General features: G+C 68.0%; 17 protein-coding genes and 2 pseudogenes. 4 read left to right on the top strand and 15 right to left on the bottom strand.

Translation table 11 applies throughout. The features are described from left to right. Positions 1-106: 106 nt before the first annotated feature. The 6 genes from AQJ54_RS41115 to AQJ54_RS41140 all read right to left on the bottom strand — a co-directional run bounded on the left by AQJ54_RS41115 (position 107) and on the right by AQJ54_RS41140 (position 6762). On the bottom strand, positions 107-874 hold the full coding sequence (locus tag AQJ54_RS41115; protein ID WP_159055651.1) for a fumarylacetoacetate hydrolase family protein: 768 nt from the start codon (positions 872-874) through the stop codon (positions 107-109). Between the two features lie 65 nt (positions 875-939). Continuing rightward, the gene (locus AQJ54_RS41120) at positions 940-2589 is read right to left on the bottom strand and encodes a sensor histidine kinase (RefSeq protein WP_079070281.1); all 1650 of its coding nucleotides are present in this window, start codon (positions 2587-2589) and stop codon (positions 940-942) included. Next, positions 2589-3335 (bottom strand): response regulator transcription factor, encoded by a 747-nt coding sequence (locus tag AQJ54_RS41125; RefSeq protein ID WP_062246567.1) that lies wholly within the window; start codon positions 3333-3335, stop codon positions 2589-2591. Before AQJ54_RS41125 ends, AQJ54_RS41120 begins: the two co-directional genes overlap by 1 nt. Positions 3336-3428: 93 nt before the next feature. Then, positions 3429-5249, bottom strand: coding sequence for a CotH kinase family protein (locus AQJ54_RS41130; protein WP_062246568.1), 1821 nt, complete (start codon positions 5247-5249; stop codon positions 3429-3431). Beyond that, entirely contained in the window at positions 5249-5926 is a 678-nt protein-coding gene (locus tag AQJ54_RS41135; RefSeq protein WP_062246569.1) for a DUF4956 domain-containing protein, read from the bottom strand. Before AQJ54_RS41135 ends, AQJ54_RS41130 begins: the two co-directional genes overlap by 1 nt. Then, complete coding sequence (locus AQJ54_RS41140) at positions 5923-6762, bottom strand: polyphosphate polymerase domain-containing protein (RefSeq protein WP_062246570.1); 840 nt, start codon at positions 6760-6762, stop codon at positions 5923-5925. Before AQJ54_RS41140 ends, AQJ54_RS41135 begins: the two co-directional genes overlap by 4 nt. 708 nt (positions 6763-7470) lie before the next feature. Here AQJ54_RS41140 and AQJ54_RS41145 point away from each other — a divergent pair. Continuing rightward, a complete protein-coding gene (locus AQJ54_RS41145) occupies positions 7471-7686 on the top strand; it encodes a hypothetical protein (protein ID WP_062019092.1) in 216 nt (71 codons plus the stop codon). Positions 7687-7706: 20 nt separating this feature from the next. Here AQJ54_RS41145 and AQJ54_RS41150 read toward each other — a convergent pair whose 3' ends face one another. The 5 genes and pseudogenes from AQJ54_RS41150 to AQJ54_RS47225 all read right to left on the bottom strand — a co-directional run. Beyond that, entirely contained in the window at positions 7707-9242 is a 1536-nt protein-coding gene (locus tag AQJ54_RS41150; protein ID WP_062246571.1) for a sensor histidine kinase, read from the bottom strand. Continuing rightward, on the bottom strand, positions 9239-9982 hold the full coding sequence (locus AQJ54_RS41155; RefSeq protein ID WP_062019094.1) for a response regulator transcription factor: 744 nt from the start codon (positions 9980-9982) through the stop codon (positions 9239-9241). Before AQJ54_RS41155 ends, AQJ54_RS41150 begins: the two co-directional genes overlap by 4 nt. Before the next feature lie 51 nt (positions 9983-10033). Then, positions 10034-12277: an ArnT family glycosyltransferase gene (locus AQJ54_RS41160; protein WP_062246572.1), complete on the bottom strand. Its 2244-nt coding sequence runs from the start codon at positions 12275-12277 to the stop codon at positions 10034-10036. A gap of 17 nt (positions 12278-12294) precedes the next feature. After that, positions 12295-13584 carry a bifunctional glycosyltransferase family 2/GtrA family protein gene (locus tag AQJ54_RS41165; RefSeq protein WP_079070283.1) on the bottom strand — a complete coding sequence of 430 codons (1290 nt, stop codon included), beginning with the start codon at positions 13582-13584 and terminating at the stop codon, positions 12295-12297. A 214-nt stretch (positions 13585-13798) separates the two neighbouring features. Beyond that, positions 13799-14371: pseudogene (locus AQJ54_RS47225) on the bottom strand (NF041680 family putative transposase); the annotation flags it as partial. Here AQJ54_RS47225 and AQJ54_RS41175 point away from each other — a divergent pair. Together AQJ54_RS41175 and AQJ54_RS45935 are read left to right on the top strand one after the other, a co-directional pair. Then, positions 14369-14632: a hypothetical protein gene (locus AQJ54_RS41175; protein WP_062246573.1), complete on the top strand. Its 264-nt coding sequence runs from the start codon at positions 14369-14371 to the stop codon at positions 14630-14632. The pseudogene AQJ54_RS47225 and the gene AQJ54_RS41175 sit on opposite strands and share 3 nt — an antisense overlap. Further along, positions 14629-14769: a hypothetical protein gene (locus AQJ54_RS45935; RefSeq protein ID WP_159055652.1), complete on the top strand. Its 141-nt coding sequence runs from the start codon at positions 14629-14631 to the stop codon at positions 14767-14769. The genes AQJ54_RS41175 and AQJ54_RS45935 overlap by 4 nt, the downstream gene beginning before the upstream one ends. A 431-nt stretch (positions 14770-15200) precedes the next feature. On the opposite strand, the gene AQJ54_RS41180 is transcribed toward AQJ54_RS45935, so the two are convergent. The 4 genes from AQJ54_RS41180 to AQJ54_RS41195 all read right to left on the bottom strand — a co-directional run bounded on the left by AQJ54_RS41180 (position 15201) and on the right by AQJ54_RS41195 (position 20360). Continuing rightward, on the bottom strand, positions 15201-16259 hold the full coding sequence (locus AQJ54_RS41180) for a hypothetical protein (protein WP_062246574.1): 1059 nt from the start codon (positions 16257-16259) through the stop codon (positions 15201-15203). A gap of 543 nt (positions 16260-16802) precedes the next feature. Next, entirely contained in the window at positions 16803-17285 is a 483-nt protein-coding gene (locus AQJ54_RS41185) for a hypothetical protein (protein ID WP_243659352.1), read from the bottom strand. Positions 17286-17477: 192 nt separating this feature from the next. Next, positions 17478-18509, bottom strand: coding sequence for an ArsR/SmtB family transcription factor (locus AQJ54_RS41190; RefSeq protein ID WP_248845577.1), 1032 nt, complete (start codon positions 18507-18509; stop codon positions 17478-17480). A gap of 714 nt (positions 18510-19223) precedes the next feature. After that, positions 19224-20360: an amidohydrolase family protein gene (locus tag AQJ54_RS41195; protein WP_062246576.1), complete on the bottom strand. Its 1137-nt coding sequence runs from the start codon at positions 20358-20360 to the stop codon at positions 19224-19226. Between the two features lie 753 nt (positions 20361-21113). Here AQJ54_RS41195 and AQJ54_RS47230 point away from each other — a divergent pair. Beyond that, positions 21114-21548 (top strand): annotated as a pseudogene (locus AQJ54_RS47230) (transposase); the annotation flags it as partial. Between the last annotated feature and the right edge of the window lie 9 nt (positions 21549-21557).

Consider the following 21557-nt stretch of genomic DNA (forward strand, 5'->3'; position numbering starts at 1 on the left):
CGACCGGACCGTGTTATGCGCGCAACGAGAGGACGAACTGGTGGGCATTTTAGCGCGAGACAGAACACTGGCCGCGATGCGCTGTTGGCCTCGTTGGGCAGCGGGTTCACAGGCACGGGGCCGAGCCCGACCGAATCACAGAGTTGCGGAGTTCGCCGACGCCTCTGATCTCACTGATCACCTGTATGGTCGGCCGCGGGGGCACCTCGCGTTCATGGCCGGTGCCCGTTTCGTTCGGCGTTCCGGTCGTGATCAGGTCCCCGGGCAGAAGGGTGACGACTCTACTGACGTGCGCGATGACGGTGGCGACGTCGAAATGCAGTTCCGAGGTGCTCGCCTTCTGCCGGACGCGCCCGTCGACGAAGCAGTTCATCGTCAGACCGCGGCCGCCGATCGGCACATCGTCGGTCGTGACCAGGGCAGGCCCCACCGCGGTGGCGACGGCAGTCGGCGCGGTGCCCTGCGGGCCGTTCCGCACGACGACGTCATTGACCACGGTGTAGCCCGCGACATGGCCCAGGGCTGTCCGGGCCGTCACCTCCCGGGCCCTTCGCCCGATCACCACACCGAGTTCCACACCCCAGGTCACGTCCTGCCCCTCGGTCGGCACACGGACGTCATCGTCGGCACCTACGACAACATGGCCGCCGCTCCGCACGGAGAACTCCGGTACGGCCGGGACGGGGCATCCCAACTCTCTTATTCGAAGCGGATAGTTGGGGTCAACGGCAATCACCTTGCCGGGGCGGACGATCAGCGGTGCGTGGGAGATGTCGTCCAGCCTGAGGCGCTCACCGGTGTCCGCGCCGGCTCGTTCCCACCAGTCGTCGCCGGACGAGATCAGCGCCCCGACATCCGGGTACGGCAGCAGCACACAGTGCTTCTTCTGCAGCCGCGCGGCGGCCGTACGGTGCTGTCCCAGGCGCACGGTGCTGAGCTTCACCGGTGGAACTCCTTCGGTAGTGCTGCGAACCTGTCGGGAAAAGGTCCTCCGCCGATGACGCCAGCGGGGACGGACAGCGGCGCAGGAGCCCGTTCTTCGAGGTGCTCCGCGGACCCCGTGGCGGGTCGGTACGGCAGGAGCAGGCGGAAAGTGCAGCCGTTCCCCGGCCGGATGTCCAGTTCCAGACGGCCGCCATTGGCCTCCGCGGCGCCGGCAGCGATCGCCAGTCCCAATCCCGATCCCGTCGCGGCCTGTTGGGCGGAAGGGGCGCGATAGAAACGCTCGAACACGCGCCGAGCGTCCGACGCGGCGAGGCCAGTACCGTCGTCGGCGACCTCGACGACACAGACACGCGTCCCGGGGATGAAGGGAGGGTTGCCACTGGCGCGGCCCTCCCCGTCCGTCCCCTGACCGCCCGGACGTACCCGGAAGGTGCCCACACGCACCCGGACATGCGTCCCGGGCGGGGTGTGGACGCAGGCGTTGGTGAGCAGGTTGAACAGGATCTGCGTCAGCTGAAGCGGGTCGCCGAGGGCGTCGACGACATCGAGCTCGGCTTCATGAGGATCGCCCTGCATGTCGGAGAGGGCGCCCAGGCCGATGCTGTGGTCGGGGTACTGCACAGCGACGGCGGCGATACTGTCCGCGGCCAGGGACAGCAGGTCGACCGGCTGCCACCGTGTCACGGGTACATCACCCACCTTGGCCAGCTGGGACAGACTCTCGACGAGGCGACTCATCCGCTCCGCGTTCCGCACGATCAGCTGCTGTGCCTCATGACGTCGTTCCGGGCTCATGTCCGTTTCCTGTACGAGGAGTTCGGCGAAGCCCTGCAAGGAGGTCAGAGGTGTGCGCAGTTCGTGACCGGCGTCCGCCAGGAAGTGGCGCAGTCGCTGTTCGGACGCCTCCGCGCGGTGCAGCGCGGTGCGCAACCGGTCGAGCATGGTGTTCAGAGCCCGGCTGAGGTGGCCGACCTCGGTGACCCCGTGCCGGTCCGGGACACACAGCTCCAACTCGCCGTCGGCGATGCGCCGGGCCGTGCGCTCGACCCCGGCCAGCGGCCGCAGCCCCATGCGCACGACGAGGCTGCCGAAGAGTATGACACCCACGGCGACGGCGACCCCCACGGCGAGGCTGAACCACAACATCCTGACCGTGGCCGCATCCACCTCTTCGAGAGGCAGCGCCACCACCACCCTGGTGCCGTCGGGCCACGACCGGGCAATCACCCGCCAGTCACTGCCACCGTCGACGGCGGCGAACGTGGCGGGCCGGCCGTCGCGCAGACCGAGTGCCGACTCCGACGAGGGCAGCCGCGGCCCGGCACCGCCGTCGCCACCGCCCAGCGATCCGGCCATCCGGTGTCCAGCGCTGTCGTAGAAGTACACCCGGTAGTCCGAGGGCAGGGCGTCGTGGTCCGTGCCGGCCGTCCCCTGCGCCGTCCGGCCGTCGGCGACGTCCCGGTCCAGCTCGGCCACCGGCTGGAAACGGCTGAGCCGTCCGTCGACCTGGTCCGTGAGCCAGGTGTGCAGCACGACGAGCCCCGTCGCCTGGCAGAGCAGCACCGCCGAGGTGGCCAGCAAAGTGGCGCCGAGGACCAACCGGGCCCGCAAGGAGCGCGGTTGCAGTCTCCTGAGCCGAAACATCACCGCACCGCCGCCCCCGGTCCGGGACGGGCGACGCGCAGACAGTAGCCGACACCGCGAATCGTGTGGATGAGCGGCGGTTCGAACCGGTCGATCTTGCGCCGCAGGTTGCGTACGTAGGTGTCGACGATGCGGGCGTCCCCGGCGAAGTCGTAGTGCCAGACCTCGGACAGGATCTCCCTCTTGCCCACCACCCGTTCCGGCTGCGCCAGCAGACAGACCAGCAGCCGGAACTCGGTGGGCGACAACTGGATCGGCAGGCCCGCCCGCGACACCTCGTGGCTCTGCTCGTCCACCACCAGATCGGCGTACCGCAGGGGCGGGCGTCTGTCCCCGCTCCCGGGCGGCATGTCGCTGCGCCGCAGGATGGCTCGGATGCGCAGCAGTACTTCCTGCACGTGGAAGGGCTTGGTGACGTAGTCGTCCCCGCCGGAGCTGAGGCCGATGATGCGGTCCTCGACATCCGTACGGGCCGTCAGGAACAGCACGGGGATGTACACACCCTCCGCGCGCAGGTGCCGGGTGACCGCGAAACCGTCGATGTCCGGGAGACCCACGTCCAGCAGGATGAGATCCGGACGGCTCCGGCCCGCCTCGAACATGGCCGTCTGTCCCGTGTCGGCGGTGTGCACCGCGTATCCCGCTGCGTGCAGGGCGGAGGTGAGCAGGGTCCGGATGCTGGGGTCGTCCTCGACCACGAGCACGTGGTGTCTGGGCGGCGCGAAAGCCGACGGCACGACGGACATGGAACTTCCTTCGCTGGTGCGGGGGTCGAAGGGCAGCGGACGCCCCGGACGGCGTCCCACAGGGGAAGGAACTGCCGTCCGGGGCGACGGAGATCAGCCGGTGACCTCCTTGTTCTTGCTCAGCGCCTTGATGCGCTGGGTGACCGTCGTGCGCAGCTTCTCGACAGCGGAGTCCAGCTCCTTCCCGTCGGCTCCGGCCTTCTCCGCCTGTTCGGCGATGTCGTTCAGCGCCTTCACAGCGGTCCCGGAGCCGTAGAACTTCTCGTACAGCTCCTTGTAGGCCTTCTTGTAGACGGGATCGAAGGCGTCCGAGTCCAGGAAGCGTTCCTTCACGGGGTGGCCCATCATGGCGCCGAACCCGCCACCGTCACCTTGGCCGTCCTGACCGCCTTGGCCGCCTTGACCGCCTTGGCCGCCTTGGCCGTTCTGGCCGCCTTGGCCGTTCTGGCCGCCTGGCATGCCTGACGGAATCCCCTCCGGCATCCCCGACGGCATCCCCGACGGCATCCCGGTGGGCATTCCCGACGGCAGCGCCTCCGGCATCCCGAACGGCGCGCCAGAGGGCGCATTCTGCGTCCCCTGGCCGGCTGCGCCTTGGCCGCCTTGGTCGCCCTGACCCGCTGCGCCCCCGCCTCCGAAGGCTCCGCCCATGCCCGTGTCGTCGTCCGGGCCCGACGTCGCGTCGCCGCTGAAGGTGAGGTTGTAGTCCCACCCGAGGACCGAGAACTTCTTGGTGTCCAGGTCGTACCAGAGCAGGTAGTTCTTGCCCGGTCCGGCCATGTCGTCGAAGTTCATCAACAGGTTCTGCGCCGCGAGGTACGTGGCCAGGGACTCGACGTCCACGTGCTGGTCGAGTTCTTTCTCGAACTCCTCGTCCGATGCCTTGTTCGCCCACTTGATGAGCTTCATGACGGGCTCCAGGTCCTGGCTGCCGACCTTGTTGAGCTGTTCGAACGAGTCCTCGTAGTCGGTCGGATCGTCACCCTTGTACTCGAAGCTGCCACCCGCCCGCGCCTTGTACAGGACTCCGTTGCCGTCGCCGATGGATTCGGCGTACTCGGTGTCCGGGCTCTCGACCATCAACCGGGTGGCGGCCGGACGGTTGTTGACCTTCACCGACGTGAAGGCGTACCGCTCGCTCTTCTGGCCGGTGGTCTCCGTCAGGTTCAGCGAGAGCGCCTCGTTCACCGGTACCTGGCCGTTGCTGCCGGGGCGCAGCGAGATCTCGCGCTCCCCCTGGTAGGCACGGCCCTCGACGAACTCGTCGATCTTGATGAGCCAGGGCAGCTCTTCCGGCTTCGTCTCGGAGAGGTTGTACTGCATGATCCCGCCCATGCCACCGGCCATGCCACCGCCGGCGCCACCACCTCCGGCTGCTCCGCCGGGACCGCCGCCGTTGTCCTGGCCGCGGTCCCGGCCCCCGGCCCCGTCGTCCTGCGACGGGGCCGGGGCGCCCTGTGCGGCTCCGCCGGGCCTGGTCCGGCCGCCACCGGGCCCGCCCTGGCTGTTTCCGCGCAGGGACATCAGGGTGGAATTCCCCTTCAGGCGGATCCCGACGTCCTCGAGATACACGCCGTCAATGGTGAGGTCGGCCTCGATGTACTCCTTGGTGCCGTCCTCCCGGAACTCCTTCATCATCTTGGTGAACTCTGTCTGGTCGTACTCGAGTTGGACGGAGTGGGCCACGGATGTGTCGTAGAGATCGACCGCGCCCCGCACGTCGTCCGTGATCGCGTCGGCCTCCACCACGGAGGACGAGGTGACATACGGCGATATGCGGGCGTCGCCGAAGACGTAGACCATCACCGCCAGCCCCGCGCACAGGGCCGCGGCCGGCTTCCAGTGGTGCCGCAACCGTACGGGGACACGGTCCCGCAGCCGCCGTGGCCTGCGTACCGGCGCGCTGCTGCTCATCACAGGTCGGTCGTGTCGTAACCGGTCAGGACCGTCACCCGCTGGCCCGAAGTGCGTTCCTGGAGCGCGGTCACCAGGTCGCTGGGTTCGGTGCCCTTCTTCATGCGCACCGTGTAGAACACTTCGGTCAGCGCCCCGCCACGGATGGTCTCCGTGCTCACCAGCTCGAACTCGGTGGTGTAGCGGATGAGGACGTCGCGTATGTCCGCCGAGTAGTCATCGCCGGCCGGAACCTGGACCTTCACGACCTGGCGCTGCACGTTCAGCGCGAACCAGTCGAACTTGTACATCACGACGATGACGACGCTGATCACGACCGCGGCGACCGCGGCGAGGGTGTAGAAGCGGGCGCCGGCGGCCATACCCACGGCCATCGCCAGGAAGATGAAGCCGACGTCTCGGGTTTCCTTGACCGCGTTCCGGAACCGAACCACGGACAGTGCGCCTACGAGCGAGAAGGCGCGGGCCAGGTTGGATCCCACGACCAGCATGATCAGCGCGACGATCATGCCGACGATGACGAGCGTCTGGACGTAGGACTGGCTGTAGGAGACGTTGCGGTGCGTGTACCGGTAGACGTAACCGATCATCGTGCTGAGGATGAACGACAGCGCCATGGCCGCGACCACGTCGGTGACGCTGAACGTACCGCTGAGTTCCTGCAGATCGAAGTTCACTGTGCTCCTGCTTTCAGGGGCGCCTCGGGCGCCGGCCGCTGCTGGGGCAGCGACTGCTCGGTGGGGGCGGGCGGCGGACAGTCCGCCTCGTTGACGTGGAAGACGGACCGGGGGGCCAGCCCGAACGCCTCGACGGACTGCACGTACTTGGAGACCCGGATCAGGTTGAGGTTCCGGCGTGCGGCGAGGTCCGTGATCCAGTGCGGGGTGCGCTCGTTGACCTTGATCTCCATCACCGACATATGGGGCGGGATGGTGAACCGGTTCTCGGGTGTGGCGATGCCGAAGTCGAAGTCCCGGTCGCGGCCGCGGATACGGCGGTCGAAGGTCACCCGCAGTCCGGTGTCCGCGTTCCGGCCGACCAGCGCCTCGCGCTGATAGCCGGTGATCGCGGTGGGCTGCAGGTTGAGCCGTATGACCAGGTCGAGGACCTCGTGGATGAAGGCCCGCTCCGCAGGCGAGTGCTCCACCAGCTCCCGCCCGTCGCACAGCTGCCGGGCGACACCGTAGGGAAGGGTGATCCGGCGCTTCTGCGTGACCCGGTTGACGCGTTGCTTGATCTCCACACAGACCGGCGACTCGTCCGTGACGCCGTCCAGGTCCCCGTAGTGGCGGACACGCAGCTTGCGCCGGAACTTCAGGCCCTCGATCTTCTCCCAGTAGAACCGCAGGTGCGGGGTGTCGTAGTACAGGCTCCAGACGCCGTAGCCGCCGACCGGGCTGTTCAGATCGCGGTCCATCCGCTCACTCAGTTCGTCGCGGATCTCGGCTGCCTGCTCGACCGGTACGAGGTACTTCAGCTCGAACCGGTTGAACGCGTGCAGCCTGCTGGCCACATGCAACGGCTGGTCCTGCGCCGGGTCCTGATCCTCCTCCCGGCCTTTCGACCTCCGCCATGTGGTCACCGGTAGTGCCACCATGCGCCTCCTTCGTCGTACGGCCCTGTCGGGCGACGAAGCAAACGAAACCGGGGTGATGTGAGAAGCCGCTGAGAATCGTGAGGTAATTCCAGGAGTACTTGAGATGGCCGGAAGGTGAACGGCACGCGTCAGGAGACGGCATATACAACGCGGGTCAGCGGGTCAGCGGGTCAGCGGGTCAGCGGGTCAGCGGGTCAGCGGGTCAGCGCACCCTGCCCCGCGGCTTCGACAGCGGCGGCAGCAGCTCCGGAGCAGGCAGCGGAGCACCGTCACACGCCTTCGCAGCACAAAACCGCACCCAACGCGTCTGCTCGATCTCCTCCTGGCGCCACCCCATCCAGTTTCAGAACATGGCGGACCCTGCCCACATCAGTGCCCCCATCCGTACGAGGTCCGGTACATCGGCGCCGTGACCATGACCAAGGTGATGCGGAACGGGCGGCCAGGCCGAAGCCAAGGCCGTAGTCTTCACCGGCAGGAGTGGGCAATGGGCGCTGTTGCGCTCCCTGGAGCTCCTTGATGCGGTGATCGCCGCCGAATCTACCTGGCCCCTACCTGGTTGGCCGGAACCTCGGACAGACGCTGGAGCTGGTCGCGCTGGTCGGCGTCGGCCGCACTCCAGTCGTGGCGCAGACCAGGGCTGAGCAGACCGGCGGTTACGACGCCTCCCTGTTCTTCCTGCTCGGCAGGGGCATGCTGGGTCTCCTGCCGATCCTCGTGCTGCCGCGCGGCCCGCGCGTCGATCAGGCCACCCAGGACAAGAGCCCCGGTCACAGGAGCACAACCCAGCGGCGGACCATCGGCACCCGTACCGGCGCGAGCACCGCGCATCACCTCTGATCCGCGTAGGCACCGACTCATCAACGGCCCTGCCCGAAGTCGGCTGCGGGGAGCACCAGGCGGAAGGTGCAGCCCTCGCCCAGGACGGTGTCGAGTTCGAGACGGCCGCCGTGGCCCTGGGCGATGGCCGCGGCGATGGCGAGGCCGAGACCGCTCCCGCCGTGGTTGCGGGAACGGGCGGGGTCGGCCCGGTAGAAGCGCTCGAAGACGTGCTCGGCGTCGACGGGGGCGAGGCCCGGTCCTTCGTCCGCCACCTCGATCACGCTGACCGGGAGGCGCTCCGGGAGCGGCGGCGAGGCCGAGGCGCGACCCGGCCGGTCGGTGCCGACGGTTCCAGGTCCGGTCTGTGTCGTGCCGACCCGTACGTGGACACGGGTGCCCGGCGGGGTGTGGATGCGGGCGTTGGACAGCAGGTTCTCCAGGATCTGGCCCAGGCGGTGCGGGTCACCGATCGTCTCGGCCATGTCGAGTTCGTCGGTGCCGCCCGGATCTGCCGGAGTGGGCAGCGGGCCGAGATCGACGGGATGGGACTGGCTGTGGACGGCGGCCGCACTCACCGCGTCCGCCCCGAGCGAGAGCAGGTCGACCCGTTCTTTGCGGTACGAGGGTTCACGGTCCAGGGTGGCAAGCAGTTGGAGGTCGTCGACGAGCAGGCTCATGCGCTCCGCGTTCTGCGCGATGAACCGGTTGGCCTCCCGCAGCTCACGCTCCGGGCGCCGCTCCGGACGCAGCGCGAGCTGGGCGTACCCCTGAATGGCCGTGAGCGGAGTGCGCAGTTCGTGCCCGGCGTCCGCGACGAACCGGCGCAGCCGCGCCTCGGAGGCCTCTCGGGCCAGCAGGGCGGACTGCAGCCGGTCGAGCATGGAGTTCAACACCCGGCCGAGCCGTCCGATTTCGGTGCGCGGGTCGGTGTCCGGCAGTCGCAGGTCGAGCCGGCCCGCGGTGATGTCCTGGGCAGTGCGCTCCGTCCTGGTCAGTGGCAGCAGTCCCAGCCTGACCACCCATCGGCCCAGGGCGAGCAGGCCGGCGATCGTGACGGCGAGCAGCACGGCGTTCAGCCACAGCAGCTTCGAGGTGGCGCCGTCGACGGTGTCGAGCGGCAGGGCGACCACCGCGCTCATGCCGTCCGGGCCAGGGTTGAGCAGTACCCGCCAGCGGCCGTCACCGCTGATGGCGGACACGGTTTCGGGGTGCCCGTCCCGCAAGCCGAGGTCCTGCGCCTGATCGGCCAGCCGAGGCCCCGGCTTTGCCTCCGTGCCGAGGGAGTTGTTCAGGCGATGCCCGGAGGAGTCGTAGAAGTAGACGTGGAAATCCGACGGCAGTACGTCCAGTCGCTCGGTCGGCGCGGGGAAAGCGCCACGGACGGCGTCGTAGAAGGCCGGGGTCGGGGGGTGGAACTCCACCAGCTGCTGGTCCACGCGATCGAGCAGCCAGGAGCGGAGCACCACGTAGCCGATGGCCTGGGAGGTCAGTACCGCCGCCGTGGCGAGGAGGGTGACGCCGAGGATCAGTCGTTGTCGGAGTGAGCCGGGCGGCCGGGGCAGGCGCGGGATCACGTCTCCGGCGTCCCCTCGTGGTCGCGGGGCAGCCGCAGGCAGTAGCCGACGCCGCGCACGGTCTGGATGAGCGGCGGCTCGAAGCAGTCGATCTTCCTGCGCAGGTAGCGGACGTACGTCTCGATGATCCTGGCGTCACCGGCGAAGTCGTAGCTCCAGACGTGGTCGAGGATCTGGACCTTGCTCACCACCTGGCCGGCGTTGGACAGGAGGTAGGCCAGGAGCTTGAACTCGGTCGGGGACAGGGCGATGTACTGTCCCGCGCGGTGCACCTCGTGAGCGCCCTCGTCGAGTTCGAGGTCGGCGTAGCGCAGGACGCTCGGTGGTGGCAGTGCCACGTCCACCGGTGCCGTGCGGCGCAGGATGGCCTCGATGCGAAGCAGCACCTCCTCGATGCTGAACGGTTTGGAGACGTAGTCGTCCCCGCCGACGCTCAGGCCCTGGATGCGGTCGTCGGTGCCGGTGCGGGCGGTCAGGAACAGGATCGGACACTCGTCCCCCGCCGCCCGCAGCCTGCGGGTCACCTCGAAGCCGTCCAGGTCGGGCAGCATCACGTCGAGCAGCACCAGGTGCGGTCGCAGGCGTTCGACCTCGACTAGGGCGGACCGTCCGGTGTCGGTGCTGCTCACCTCGTATCCGGTCAGGCGGAGCGTCGCCTCCAGCAGGGTGCGGATGCTGGGCTCGTCCTCGACCACGAGAAGCCGATGTCGCGGACGAGTCGTTGCGGACTGCTCGGTCATGACGTGATGCGGTTCCGTTCTCCCGGGTGGACCCCGTTGCTCCGGCGTCACCTACTTGGCGGCGCAGTCGTAGAGCACGTCGGCTCGTGCTCCGAAGCCCATCGCGCTGCCGCTGCTCGTGTTCGACGACGTGCCACCGTACGCCGATGCCGGAACCTTGGTGCAGTTGTCGGCGATCCAGTCGGAACGCTGCTTGCTGTAGTCAGCCGACCCGGTCATGCCCGGCCTGCCGCCGCTGTTCGTGTCGGATCCCAGGACGTAGCGTAGTTCCCCGCTCTTCGTCCACTCCTTCAACTGGTCCACCGACGGCGCGTTGTCGCTGCTGGTGAAACCGCCCATGCCGATGACGGTCTCGTCGGAGCCCAGGATGAAGGAGCTGGCGGCCATGGCACCGCCTTCGACGGCGAGCTTGATGCGGGCGTGGGGTGCGTGCTCCACGGCGTAGTCGAGGATCTTGCGCTGCTCGCTGGTGAGTTCGCCGCCGCCGAAGCCGCCGCGTCCGCTCGGGGCGTTCCGGGAACCGCTGCCGGGGAACGACGGCATGTTGCTGCCTCCCGAGGTCGAGCCTCCGGACATGCCGGGCATGCCGTTCGCTCCCCCTGTGGGCATAACGGACGGCATACCGGAGGGCATCCCCGAAGGAACATCGCCGGAGGAGGGCTGACCGGCCTGTCCCGAAGGCGCGTCACCCCCCGGGAAGCCCGACGGCATTCCCGACGGAAGGTCGCCGTCGTTCCCGCTCTGCCGGGGCATGCGGCCGCCCCCGCCGAAGCCCAACGTCGTCGGACCGGCCGTCGGGTTGGAGCCGCCCATCGCGGATGTCGAGCCCGGTACGCTGACCGCCCACGCTCCCGGGGCCACCAGGACCGACGCGACGGCGGCACCCACGGCGACCGTCAGCAGCCGCCCACGCCGCCGCGCGAGGAGCAGGAGGACGACCGCGGCGCAGCCGAGCAGCAGGACAGGCCACACCAGCCAGCCGTTCCAGTCGGAGTCACGGCGGATCAGTGCCACGGCCCAGACCGCGCTGACCACGACCGCGGCCACGCCCACCAGGGGCGCCCAGCGCACGCCGGCACGGTGGGCACGGACCAGGGCGGCGGTCAGTCCACCGCACAGGGCGGCGATCGCCGGAGCGAGCTGAGTCGTGTAGTAGGGGTGGAAGATGCCCTTCTGTGTCGAGTACACGGCCGCGCAGACCACCAGCCAGGTCCCCCACAGCAGCCAGCCGGAGGCCGGCAGCAGGGCGTCGGCGGACAGCATGCCGCGTCGGCGCATCACCACGCCGGCCAGGGCGACGGCCAGGGCGAGTGCGCTGAGCGGCAGCAGCCAGCTGATCTGGCCGCCCACCTGCGCGTTGAACAACCGGCCCAGGCCGGACGCGCCACCGAACCCGCCGCCGAAGCCGCCCATGCTCTGGGACATCCCGTCGCTCGAGCCGAAGACCCGGCCCAGCCCGTTGTAGCCGACCACGAGATCCCAGGCCGAACCGTCCTTGCTGCCGCCGATGTACGGGCGGTCGCCCGGCCAGAGGGCGACCATGGCGATCCACCACAAGGAGGACGCCGCCAGGATGGCCCCCGCGCCCAGCAGACGCCGCACTCGCGGTATCCAGGGGCCGCTTCCTCCCACGAGCCAGGCGAGAGTGAACGCGGGAATGACCATCCAGGCGGCGAGCATTTTGGTGAGGAATCCGCACCCGATGAGGAAGCCGCTCGCACACAGCCACCAGGTCGCGGTCCTGCCCTCGGCCTGCAATGCGCGGGTGAGCGCGTACGCCGCGGACACCAGCAGCAGGACGAGCAGTGTGTCGGGGTTGTTGTCCCGGTTGATGGCCACGGTGATGGGCGTGAGCGTGAGCACCAGTGCGGCGACCAGCGCCGCCCCCTCCCCCGCCCAGCGCCGCACGGTGCGGTGCAGGACGAGGACCGCGGCCACGCCCTCGATCATCTGCGGCAGCACCAGCGCCCAGCCGTGCAGCCCGAAGATCTTGCTGCTGACCACCTGCGGCCACAGCGCGGCCGGCGGCTTGTCGACCGTGACCACCCCAGCCGGGTCGAAGGAGCCGAAGAGGAAGTTGGTCCAGCTCTTCCCCATCGACTTCACGGCCGCCGAGTAGTAGCTGTTGGCCCACCCCAGAGAGCCCAGTGCCCAGCCGTACAGGACGGCCGCGAGCACGAGGATCGCTCCGAGTGCGGCCGGTGCCGCCCAGGCTGGCAGCGAGCGGACGAACGCAGGCGAGTCGTCGGGGGCCGAGGCGGCCGGTACGGGCTTGAGGTGCGTGGGATTGCTCATGTCGGAAGTCGCTCTCGTCAACGGGTACGGCGGGGGGCGCTGGTGAAGACGGCCAGCCGCAGCACGGTGAAGCGCACGCAGGTGACCACCACGGATGCCGTGGCGAGGATCGCGGTCTCCGCGGCTGTCGAGGCCCCGGGGTAGATCGACTTGAACCACAACACCGCGCCGGAGGTGACCAGGTACCCCAGGACGAACAGGCCCCCGGCGCCCAGGTGCGCCCGGGCGGGCGGAGCGGTGGAGTACCGGAAGGTGAGGCGCCGGTTCGCCTCCGTGTTGAGGACGGTGAGGACGAACAGCGAGACCAGGTTGGCGACAGCCGGGCTCCACCAACCGCGCAGCAGCCAGTACAGCAACGCCTGCCCGACCGTGGAGACGACACCGATCGCCAGGAAACAGCCGACCTCCCACGACAACGCGCCACGTCGGGTGGCGGGTGCGAGGACCGCGTCCGGGTGCTCGGCGGCCGGCGCGGGGCGAGACGGTACGTCGACCCGGGCGCCGCCGGATGCCTTGAGCCGCCCCATCCGCCAGAGCCCTCGCAGGTCGTCCGTGGCGGTGCCCACAACGTCCACCCGGGTGTCGACGTCCTCGACCCAGTCGACGGGGACCTCGTGGACGCGCAGCCCGTTGTGCTCGGCGAGCAGCAGCAGCTCGGTGTCGAAGAACCACGCGTTGTCGCGGGTCACCTGCAGCAACGGCCGCAGCACCTCGGTGCGGGCCGCCTTGAATCCGCACTGGGCGTCGGTGAACCGGGCGCCGTGCGTGAGCCGGATGATGCCGTTGTAGCAGCGGGAGATGAACTCGCGGCGCGGGCCGCGCACCGTGCGCGACCCAGGTGCCAGCCGGGACCCGATGGCGAGGTCCGAGTGACCGCTGGCCAGGGGCGCGACCAGCGGGAGCAGCCCGTCGAGGCCGGTGGACAGGTCCACGTCCATGTACGCGACGATGTCAGCGTCGCTGGCGCCCCAGACGGTGCGCAGGGCGAGCCCGCGGCCCTTGCGGTCGAGGTGGACGACTCCGACGCCCGGCAGTTCGTCGGCGAGGCGACGAGCGGTGGCAAGGGTGTCGTCGGTGCTGGCGTTGTCGGCGACCGTGATCCGCCATGGAAAGGGGAAGTCCGCCGCCAGTCGGGCGTGGAGTGTGCGCAGGCAGCCGGGCAAGGCGCGTTCCTCGTTGTAGACCGGCACGACGATGTCGACCGTCGCGGTACCGGCCTGTGCGTGAAAGGACCGCTCGACCTGCTGGAACGGGGCCAAGCGCTCCGGACGGGCGGTGGTCTCGGTGAGGTGGGGGGTGGGAGTCATGGCTTCCTCAGGCGTGAGGGGACGGCAGACTGCGGCTCTGAGGCCCTGGTCCGGGCCGCGGCCTCACTGTTGCCGCCCTGCCTGTGGAGGCGGGGAAAGAATGCTGGGAACTGACGGGGAGTCAGATCTATGGCCGAAAGCGCTCCCCCGGGTCACCGCGGCAAAGCCCCCACCTGGGTGTTACCTAGCTTGATCTATAACCTGTGCGGCGAGGTCACGGAGTGGCCGACTTCCTGTTCCGGGACGTGGCGTTGTCCGTCTTGTGGGGTGTGTGGACGTCGTGGCGTGGGGTGCGTCGGGAGTTCTTCCGGCCGGGCGGTCGTCCAGGTCCGGGGCGGGTGGGTTTCGGTGCTCCGGCCGGGCAGACGGCCATGGGGCGGATGTGCCGAAAGTCGCGGCGGACTCGTGCCGGGGTCAGCCTCTGTGAGGAGACGGGCCTCTCCCATGGGTGGCGCCGGTCGCCTGCGAGTGGCCGGGCCGGTCGCAGTTGGGTGCAGGCCGCGAGGATCAGCCACGTCCAGCGGTCCGCCGCCTCGAGGGTGCGGATCTTCGGACAGCTCCAGCCGAGGGTCTGCTTGAACAGGCGGAAGGTGTGCTCGATGTCGACAGGACGCAGGTATGCCTGCCAGAGCCGGTCTGCGTCCGTTGCGGTGGCGTCCGTGCCCGACCACCACAGCCAGACTGGCTTCGGGGTGGCTTAGCTGGGCAGATGGTCGATGTCCAGGCGGATCACGGTTCCCTCGACGATCGGGAGGGAGCCGTCGGCCGCAGCCCAGGAGGAAGGGTGCACGTTCGGTTCAACCGAGGCGGCAACCGCACCGTCAACCACGCTCTGCACCTGATCGCCGTGACCCAGGTGCGAGGCGACGGCGAAGGCGCCGCCTACTTCGCCAGGCAACTCACCGCCGGCAAGACCAAGACGGAGGCCCTGCGCCTGCTGCGGCGTCGCATCTCCGACCGCGTCCACCGGGACTTGCTCGCCGACCAAGCCGACCTCGACCAACCCCTCAACCCGCTACCCCCAACGCCAATGAGCCTGGCTGCTTGACAAAGGAGCATCGCCGAGCTCGACCGGCCGTCGGAGCGCTCGTAGCGTTCATCGACGAGTTCAAGCAGGTGTTCGGCGTCGACCCGGTCTGCCGTGTGCTCTCCGACCACGGACTGAAGATCGCAACCAGCACCTGATCATTCCAGTGTTGCGACGAGCTTAGCGAAGAGGTCTGCGAGGGTTGCACGATCGAGTATCCGGGACGCTCCTGCTCGCTGAGGGCACGGGACGTGGCCAACTGTGACACTCGAAGCCGCCAACTGAAGCGCTCAGTCACAGACATCGGAGTACCGCCTATTCACGGGAAGCGCCACACTTCTTCACGGAACGCCCACGGCCCGGAGATCGCATTTCAGCAGGTCAGCGAATTCCGTCGGTCAGCCGCCTCTCACGTCCGACGCTCAGCTCTACTTGTGACCGTCCCTGGCCGGGGCTCGGCGGGTCGTTGAACCGGTCGGACATCCCAGAGCACACCGAGGCCCAGAGCCGCAGATGCCTGGGGCTCGTACTGCCCACAGGTTCAGGCCGTACGTTTCGCGAAGACGCCTCACAGCGGTCGAGGGTGTCGTCAACCGTTGCTGCGTACCCACTGTGCGGCCTGAACCGTTTCCTCCTGGATGTCCTGCCGGGGCAGTTGAAGGCCGAGCGCGGTTTCCAGGGCATGGAAGTACAACTCGAACTCGTCGGTCAGCTCGGGGTGGTCCAGTTCGGCGCGGCGTATGGCCCGGTTGAGGAAGTCCAGCTGGCCGCCGCGGTAGTAAGGGGCGCGGCCCCGCTCGTACCAAATCAGTTCCAGGACACCCCAGTCGTCGTCGATACGGCGGCCGTCGCGCGTGTAGTCGAAGGTGTAGATGGCCTTGGCGGCGGTGGCGCTCAGCCGCACGGTCTCGGTGACTCCGAGTCGGGAGAGAGCCGCGCTGTCGGCCCGGATGCCGGGTGGCGTCTCGTGGTACATCACGAATGCCCAGTCGCCCGCCTGCCCGAAGCAGCAGCTCTCCCAGGCGATGTCCCAGGAATCGCGGCCGGTGCCGTCCATGCTGCGCAGGTCTGACAGACGTGTCCCGGCGGCGACCTGTTCGGGGTTCGCCCCGTGGAGCAGAGCGATCTGTTCGGCGCTGATGTCCTCACCCCGGAAGAAAGCGAGGTTGGTGTAGGGGTCCTGCTCACGCCATGTGCCGGCGATCCAAGCAAAGCGCTCCAGCGGGTCGCGTCCGCACGGCTGTGCCGTCTGGGCACCATCCATGCCGCCGCTGCGAAATCTGCTTCCCCAGGCAGGGTTGATCCGGTCCAGCATCTGGGCCTGCCCGGTGATGAGGTTGGTGACCGGGCCGTGGCCCGGAGTGTGAGCCACGATGTGCTCGGCGAGATGACGAACCGCGTCCTCAGCTACGAAGTACAGCACCTGATCAAGGTCCCCGGTGGCGAAGATCTCCTGGTAGGGGCTGCGGTAGCCACGCACCGTGCCGTCTTCGTCCAGGACGAGAAAGAGTCCACCGGGATCGCCCACACGCTGTGTGTACTGGTCGCGTGAGGTACCGGTAGGCGGGAACATGGCGTCATCGAGCAGGTCAGAGCCTGCGGTTGTCCGGCACCAGGCCTGTCTGAGTGCGTTCTCCGTCATCTGCATGGCCGCCAGTATGCGGCGAGGCACTGACAACCCACCGCCGCTACTCCCCGCCCTCGACGGCCTCACCCGCCAGCACCTGACCACCCCAACCCCGCGCTCGCTGCACCGCCGACACGTAGCAACGCGCAAGAACAACCGGCCCGTCAGGCCCGCGTCCTCGAACGCGTCAGGCTGGCGGGAGCCGGGCTGCGGGCGCGTCGGTGCAGGGGCGGGTACAGCAGGTGGCAGCCTGGAAAATCAGGCCGAACAGTTCGCAGATTATGCGGGCATCGACGAGTTCCTCCCAGTGCTCGGCGGTCCAGGCTAGACGTCCAGGAGCACGCCGAGGCCTTGCCCGAGCGGGGGTGAGGCTGCAGCCAGGGGATTCTGCGTCGGCGTCGCGGGTGATGAATCCGTCGCGGTCGAGTGAGCGCAGTGCTCGGGTGAGCTCTTTCGGGCTCGTCCTCGGCAGCCCTTGCGCCTGGGTTCCGTTCGGGTCTTGCGGACCACACGTACGCCCCGGCCGTCGTACGCGGCCGGAACGTAAGCGTGTTCGTCCGTGGGTCAGCAGTTGCGGATGGACCAGACCGGCGTCCAGTCGTAGCTGTACACAGTGTTGTCGGGCGTGAACCGCTTGAGCACGTTGCCGCTCTGACCGTAGAAGTACGAGGTGACCCCGCCGGTCTGCGAGTCGACGTAATAGCCGCCGCCGTTCCAGTACGACAGCGAGTACCGGGCGCAGTTGTAGAGGAAGAAGACCTTCCAGTCACCCGTCGTGGGGTCCCACACGGCGGTGCAGAGGCTACCGCTGGTGCAGTTGACCGTGCTGCCGCTGGCCACGTGGACGACCCTGCTGGCAGCCGGCGAGGTGGTCGGCGAGTTCGCTGCGGCGGACCGGGGCGTGACCCCGGCCGGTGCCGCAGGCAGTACCAGCACGTGACCGCCCTTGGCCGCGCCCTGCTGCGGAGCGGCCTGGGCCGGGCCCGCCACGAACAGGGCCGCCAGTGCCACTGCCAGCACACCGAAGAACCCGATGATGGATCGCATGTTGCGCATTCTGTCTTCAACCCCCTGCGATAAAAGGCCACTTGGACGCCACCACACTGACCGCGTCCGCCGTCGCCCCACCACACGTTTAAGCCGTGGCTTCAGGGTCGGCTCTCGCTCATCCTGCCGGTGATCCGCCACGTGAAGGACACCTGCCCTGCCCGCCGGAGGCGAGGATTCCGGCGGCCCACGTCAGACGGACGGCCCGGGCCGGGCTTCGAGCAGAGCGATGCCGACCTGGGTGATGGTGTGCAGGACGTACCTGCTGCGCCGGACGCTGAGCAGCAGGCCGGCCCGGCGCAGCACGGCGGTGTGCTGACTGGCGGCGGCGCCGGAGATACCGAACCGCGCCGCGAGCTCCCCGGTGGTCCGGCCGGTGACCACGTCCTCCAGGATCGCGGCCCGGGTTCGCCCGAGCAGCGCGCCCAGCTCCGTACCCTGCCGGCTGCCGCTGCTCACCCAGTGCGGGGTGTGCTCGACCGGGTAGACCAGCACCGGCGTCCAGTCAGCCGCAGGAAAGGCCAGGGTGATGGGTGTGCGGGTGCAGAAGAAAGAGGGCTGCAGCACCACGCCTCGCCCATGAAGGCGGACCTCGCGGTCGACGGGATAGTCGGCCTCCAGCACCGGCCAACGCCAGCGCAGAACAGGAGCGAAGCTCGCCAGCAGCCCGTCGGCGCCGCCCGCCAGAACGGCACGCGCACGGGCGGCCCGGTCAGCATCAACCTGGGCACAAATCTGCGGCCAGAACGGCGCGATGGCCCGCCCGTGGTAGCCGTGCAGGGCACTGCCCAGCCGGCGCAGCGCCTCCGATTCGCCGTCGGCCAGCGACCGCGCCCGATCCGGCAACGGCCGCCGCCGGTGCGGAGAAGCGGCGAGCAGCGCGAGGTCGCGGCGCAGGACGGCGGTCGACGTGCCCAGCACGGTGTCGAGGCCGGCGGCCAGTTCACGGCCGCCGCTCGGGGCGGGTGTGAGGAAATCCGGGAAGTAACCGCGCCCGGGAAGCAGCCCCGCCAACAACCGGTCGCCCGGACCGCCGAGGCACGGCCGCACCAACTGCCGCCACAGCCCGAACGACACGGCATCACCGCCCTGGAACAGGCCCTGGAAACTGTTGACGATCTCCCACAGAGGATCCGGCCCGGCAGCAACCCGCACCCGCGCGACGTCATCAGGCGTGAAGTGCACGCGCAACATAAGGAGTTCACTCCGATGCTGGTCGGCCATCGGGGGTGGTGCGGGCTTTGGAGGAGCGGTGTGCCCCCACCATCACTTCCGCACAGCATGCTCTGACAGGCGAACGCCTGGCCAGGTCCTTGCTTCCTGCTCTAAAAACGCAGGTCGGCAAAGCGCGAAGGTCCGTTCACTGCACACCCGGAAGCCGATCGGGCAACCAGGCCCCCAACAACCGATGCCGCAGAACGGGCCCCAGGGCTTCATAACCGCCCTGAAGCGACTGGCCCTCGCCGGCGCGGCTCCGGAACCGACATCGGCTCAAACGCCAGGCAGTGAACAGGCACCCGCCGTGCCGAGGGCGGGATACGCACCCCCACCGCACCAGGCGTGGAGGCCGACCGAGCTCATCAACCGGACACATCATCGGCCCCCGTCACCTCACGCACCCAAGAGCCGCCTGATCGCCGATCCCGCCGCCCGGAGGGTGGACCCGCCTCCTGCACGCATCCAGACCCACCTGCTGACCGGCAGCGGCGAGCCTCTACCGACCGGTCACCAGAGTCTCCGCCTGGCACCAGAACTGGGCGCGCATCCCCAGAACCTCACAGCCACCGCACGCGACAGCTCGGGCGCGCAGCTGTAGGGCTTCGAGGAGGTGGAACGGCGGAAAGGCCCACCTCACGCGCACAGAGGCGCCCTCGGAATCGAACAGTGCCTCTCAGGAACTCGTGGTAGCGATCTTTCACTCCAGCCGACGCTGACGTATCACGTCACGGGCACCTTCATCCCGAACAGCTTCTCCGCATTTCGGAATGCAATCTTCTCCTTGTCTTCGCGCGGCAAATCGACTCCGCGGAACCAGTCGGTCTGCTCCTTTATGTCCGCGAACGGGTAGTCGGTTGCGAACATCACTCGATCCACGCTTATGTACTTCAGCAGGAGATTGAGCAGTTCGGTCTGGGGGAATGCGCTGGTTGTGACCCAGAAGTTGTCCTGGAAGTATTTCCCGATGGGTTTCTCGAGCGAGTCTTTGGTCGGCTCGCCCATGTCATTGACGATCCGCTCGTAGTAGAAGGGAAGACCTTCTCCCATGTGACCGATGATGACTTTCAGTTTGGGGAATCTGTCGAAAACCCCGTACGTGATCATCCGAATGCATTGGATCAACACCTCCTGGTGCCAGCCATATCCAGACCCACTGAAAATGTAGTCTTGGTATTCTTCCGTGTATTTAGACCGCGTGGTGCTGTAGTAGATCTTGAAGATATCGTCAGCTGGATAGCCGGGATGCAGGTAGATCGGCACATCGAGAGCGACGGCACGTGCCAGCACAGGTTCGAAATCGGGATGATCGAGATACTTCTTCGCGATGTGTCCGTTGGTCAGCGCACCCAAGAAGCCATCTTCCCGAACCGAGCGTTCGAGCTCGTCCGCCGCCGCCTCCGGGCTCTGCAAGGGCAAGGTGGCGAAAGCCTTGAAGCGGTCCGGATATTTGGTGATCGGCCCGTCTACAAGTTGCCGGTTAAGACGATAGGCAAGGTCGATACCCCTCTGCCCGGGGACATTCTGCACAGAGGGTGTATGAGCAGAGAGGATTTGAACGTTGAGTCCCCCCGCATCCATATCCCCGATGCGGCGCTGACCCAGATCCGAAAGTCCAATTTCCTCAAGGAACGCTATGTGATCCTGATTGATGGAGTTCAGCTTCAACAGCGCGGGAGTCGAAAAGGTCTCCTCCGTGCCGATGAAGGGCAGGTCCTGGTCCCGCCGTGAAATGTCCGAAGTCTTGTCCGCAGTTTCGTTCTCGCTTGCTTCCGAGAGAATGGCGTGCGTGGACAAGCCGGCACCAATGCCAAGTGCCGTGCTGGCGGCGAGAAAGCCGCGGCGTCCCATGCGCTTCATGTCAGTCCTTCTCTTCAGGAGTTTGTGTGGTGAGGTATCCGTACGGCATCCGTCTGCCAGATGCTTCAGGGGGTCTTCGCGTCCTGCTCGCGCACCGCGGCAGGGCTCAGGGCGGGGAATCACTCGCCGGTGCGCAGCGGCTGTGGTGGAGCTGACGACCCCCGCGAGCGCGCTGCGCGGGGCGGCCGCTGCGAGCGGCCCCCGCACAGTTGTAGGCATGTGACCCCGCATGCGGCGACAGCGAACGCCGTCGCCAGCGCCCTGGCGGTCACCCCGAACCACCGCAGTTGACCATCAAGTTCCGGCATAGCCCCAACGCTAGGCCCGATTCCGTTCTGTTTCGTCATACTGCGGTCGTCATCCCTCGGGATACAGGCGGGACGACGTTACTCCGACGGGAGTACTCTCCGGAGCGCCGTTCGACACCCGAACGCGAATAAAGGCCTGCCGCAACTGGGCCCCCCGTCCAGGAGCCGCCGGAAGAGTGCCCTGCACTTTCCCCGAAGATGCTGCGTCGACTGCCATCACTAGCCGTCTAGATACGGACGGCATCGCTTATCCGCATGCCTACCTTCTACCGAGCAAACCTGAGACGAACGTTAAAGATCTGCTCACGGCCCTGACAGGCCATCAGTTGCGGTTGCTTCTCAAGCTGCTGCTTTTACCGTGGCCCAATCAAGGCGCCCAGTCCGCAACCGTTACCGAATCGGCAGTGAATGCAGGGCATCTGTATGTGCCGCATATCGGGATCGGCTGGGCGACGACCGTCCGTGGGGCGTCAACCGCCGCAAGAAAGGTGCCGCGAACACTCTGGCCGCGCTGAAGTCGATCCGCGCTGCCCGGCCCGACGGCGCACCAGGCCACGTGATCCTGGACAATCCGTCCGCCCACAAGGGCGTCGATATCCGCCGCTGGGCGCGGAAGCACAAGGTCGAGTTGGGCTTGACCCCGACCTACACCTCGCAGGCAAGCCGATCGATGCGCACTTCAGGCAGCTGCGATAATTCACCATTGCCAACTCCAACCACTCCAACCACCCCGTACCCGGCCCTGCACGCCTATCTGCCGTGACGCAACGCCAACGCCCGCCACCGCGACGTCCTGGCCGCTAAATACAAGGAATGCGCCCGTATCCGAAGCGAGAAGGGCATTCGCTGGGGCGAACGCCCGCTCACGACTGCGGCCTGACCAATATAC

The organism is Streptomyces griseorubiginosus (genome assembly GCF_001514195.1).
Classification (GTDB): Bacteria; Actinomycetota; Actinomycetes; order Streptomycetales; family Streptomycetaceae; genus Streptomyces; species Streptomyces griseorubiginosus.

Excerpts from the sequence above, each read along its gene's own strand:
- AQJ54_RS41120 (WP_079070281.1), bottom strand. The coding sequence starts at position 2,589 with ATGTTTCGGCTCAGGAGACTGCAACCGCGCTCCTTGCGGGCCCGGTTG.
- AQJ54_RS41195 (WP_062246576.1), bottom strand. The coding sequence starts at position 20,360 with ATGAAGCGCATGGGACGCCGCGGCTTTCTCGCCGCCAGCACGGCACTT.
- AQJ54_RS41190 (WP_248845577.1), bottom strand. The coding sequence starts at position 18,509 with ATGGCCGACCAGCATCGGAGTGAACTCCTTATGTTGCGCGTGCACTTC.
- AQJ54_RS41185 (WP_243659352.1), bottom strand. The coding sequence starts at position 17,285 with ATGCGATCCATCATCGGGTTCTTCGGTGTGCTGGCAGTGGCACTGGCG.
- AQJ54_RS41130 (WP_062246568.1), bottom strand. The coding sequence starts at position 5,249 with ATGAGCAGCAGCGCGCCGGTACGCAGGCCACGGCGGCTGCGGGACCGT.
- AQJ54_RS41160 (WP_062246572.1), bottom strand. The coding sequence starts at position 12,277 with ATGAGCAATCCCACGCACCTCAAGCCCGTACCGGCCGCCTCGGCCCCC.
- AQJ54_RS41155 (WP_062019094.1), bottom strand. The coding sequence starts at position 9,982 with ATGACCGAGCAGTCCGCAACGACTCGTCCGCGACATCGGCTTCTCGTG.
- AQJ54_RS41125 (WP_062246567.1), bottom strand. The coding sequence starts at position 3,335 with ATGTCCGTCGTGCCGTCGGCTTTCGCGCCGCCCAGACACCACGTGCTC.
- AQJ54_RS41180 (WP_062246574.1), bottom strand. The coding sequence starts at position 16,259 with ATGCAGATGACGGAGAACGCACTCAGACAGGCCTGGTGCCGGACAACC.
- AQJ54_RS41165 (WP_079070283.1), bottom strand. The coding sequence starts at position 13,584 with ATGACTCCCACCCCCCACCTCACCGAGACCACCGCCCGTCCGGAGCGC.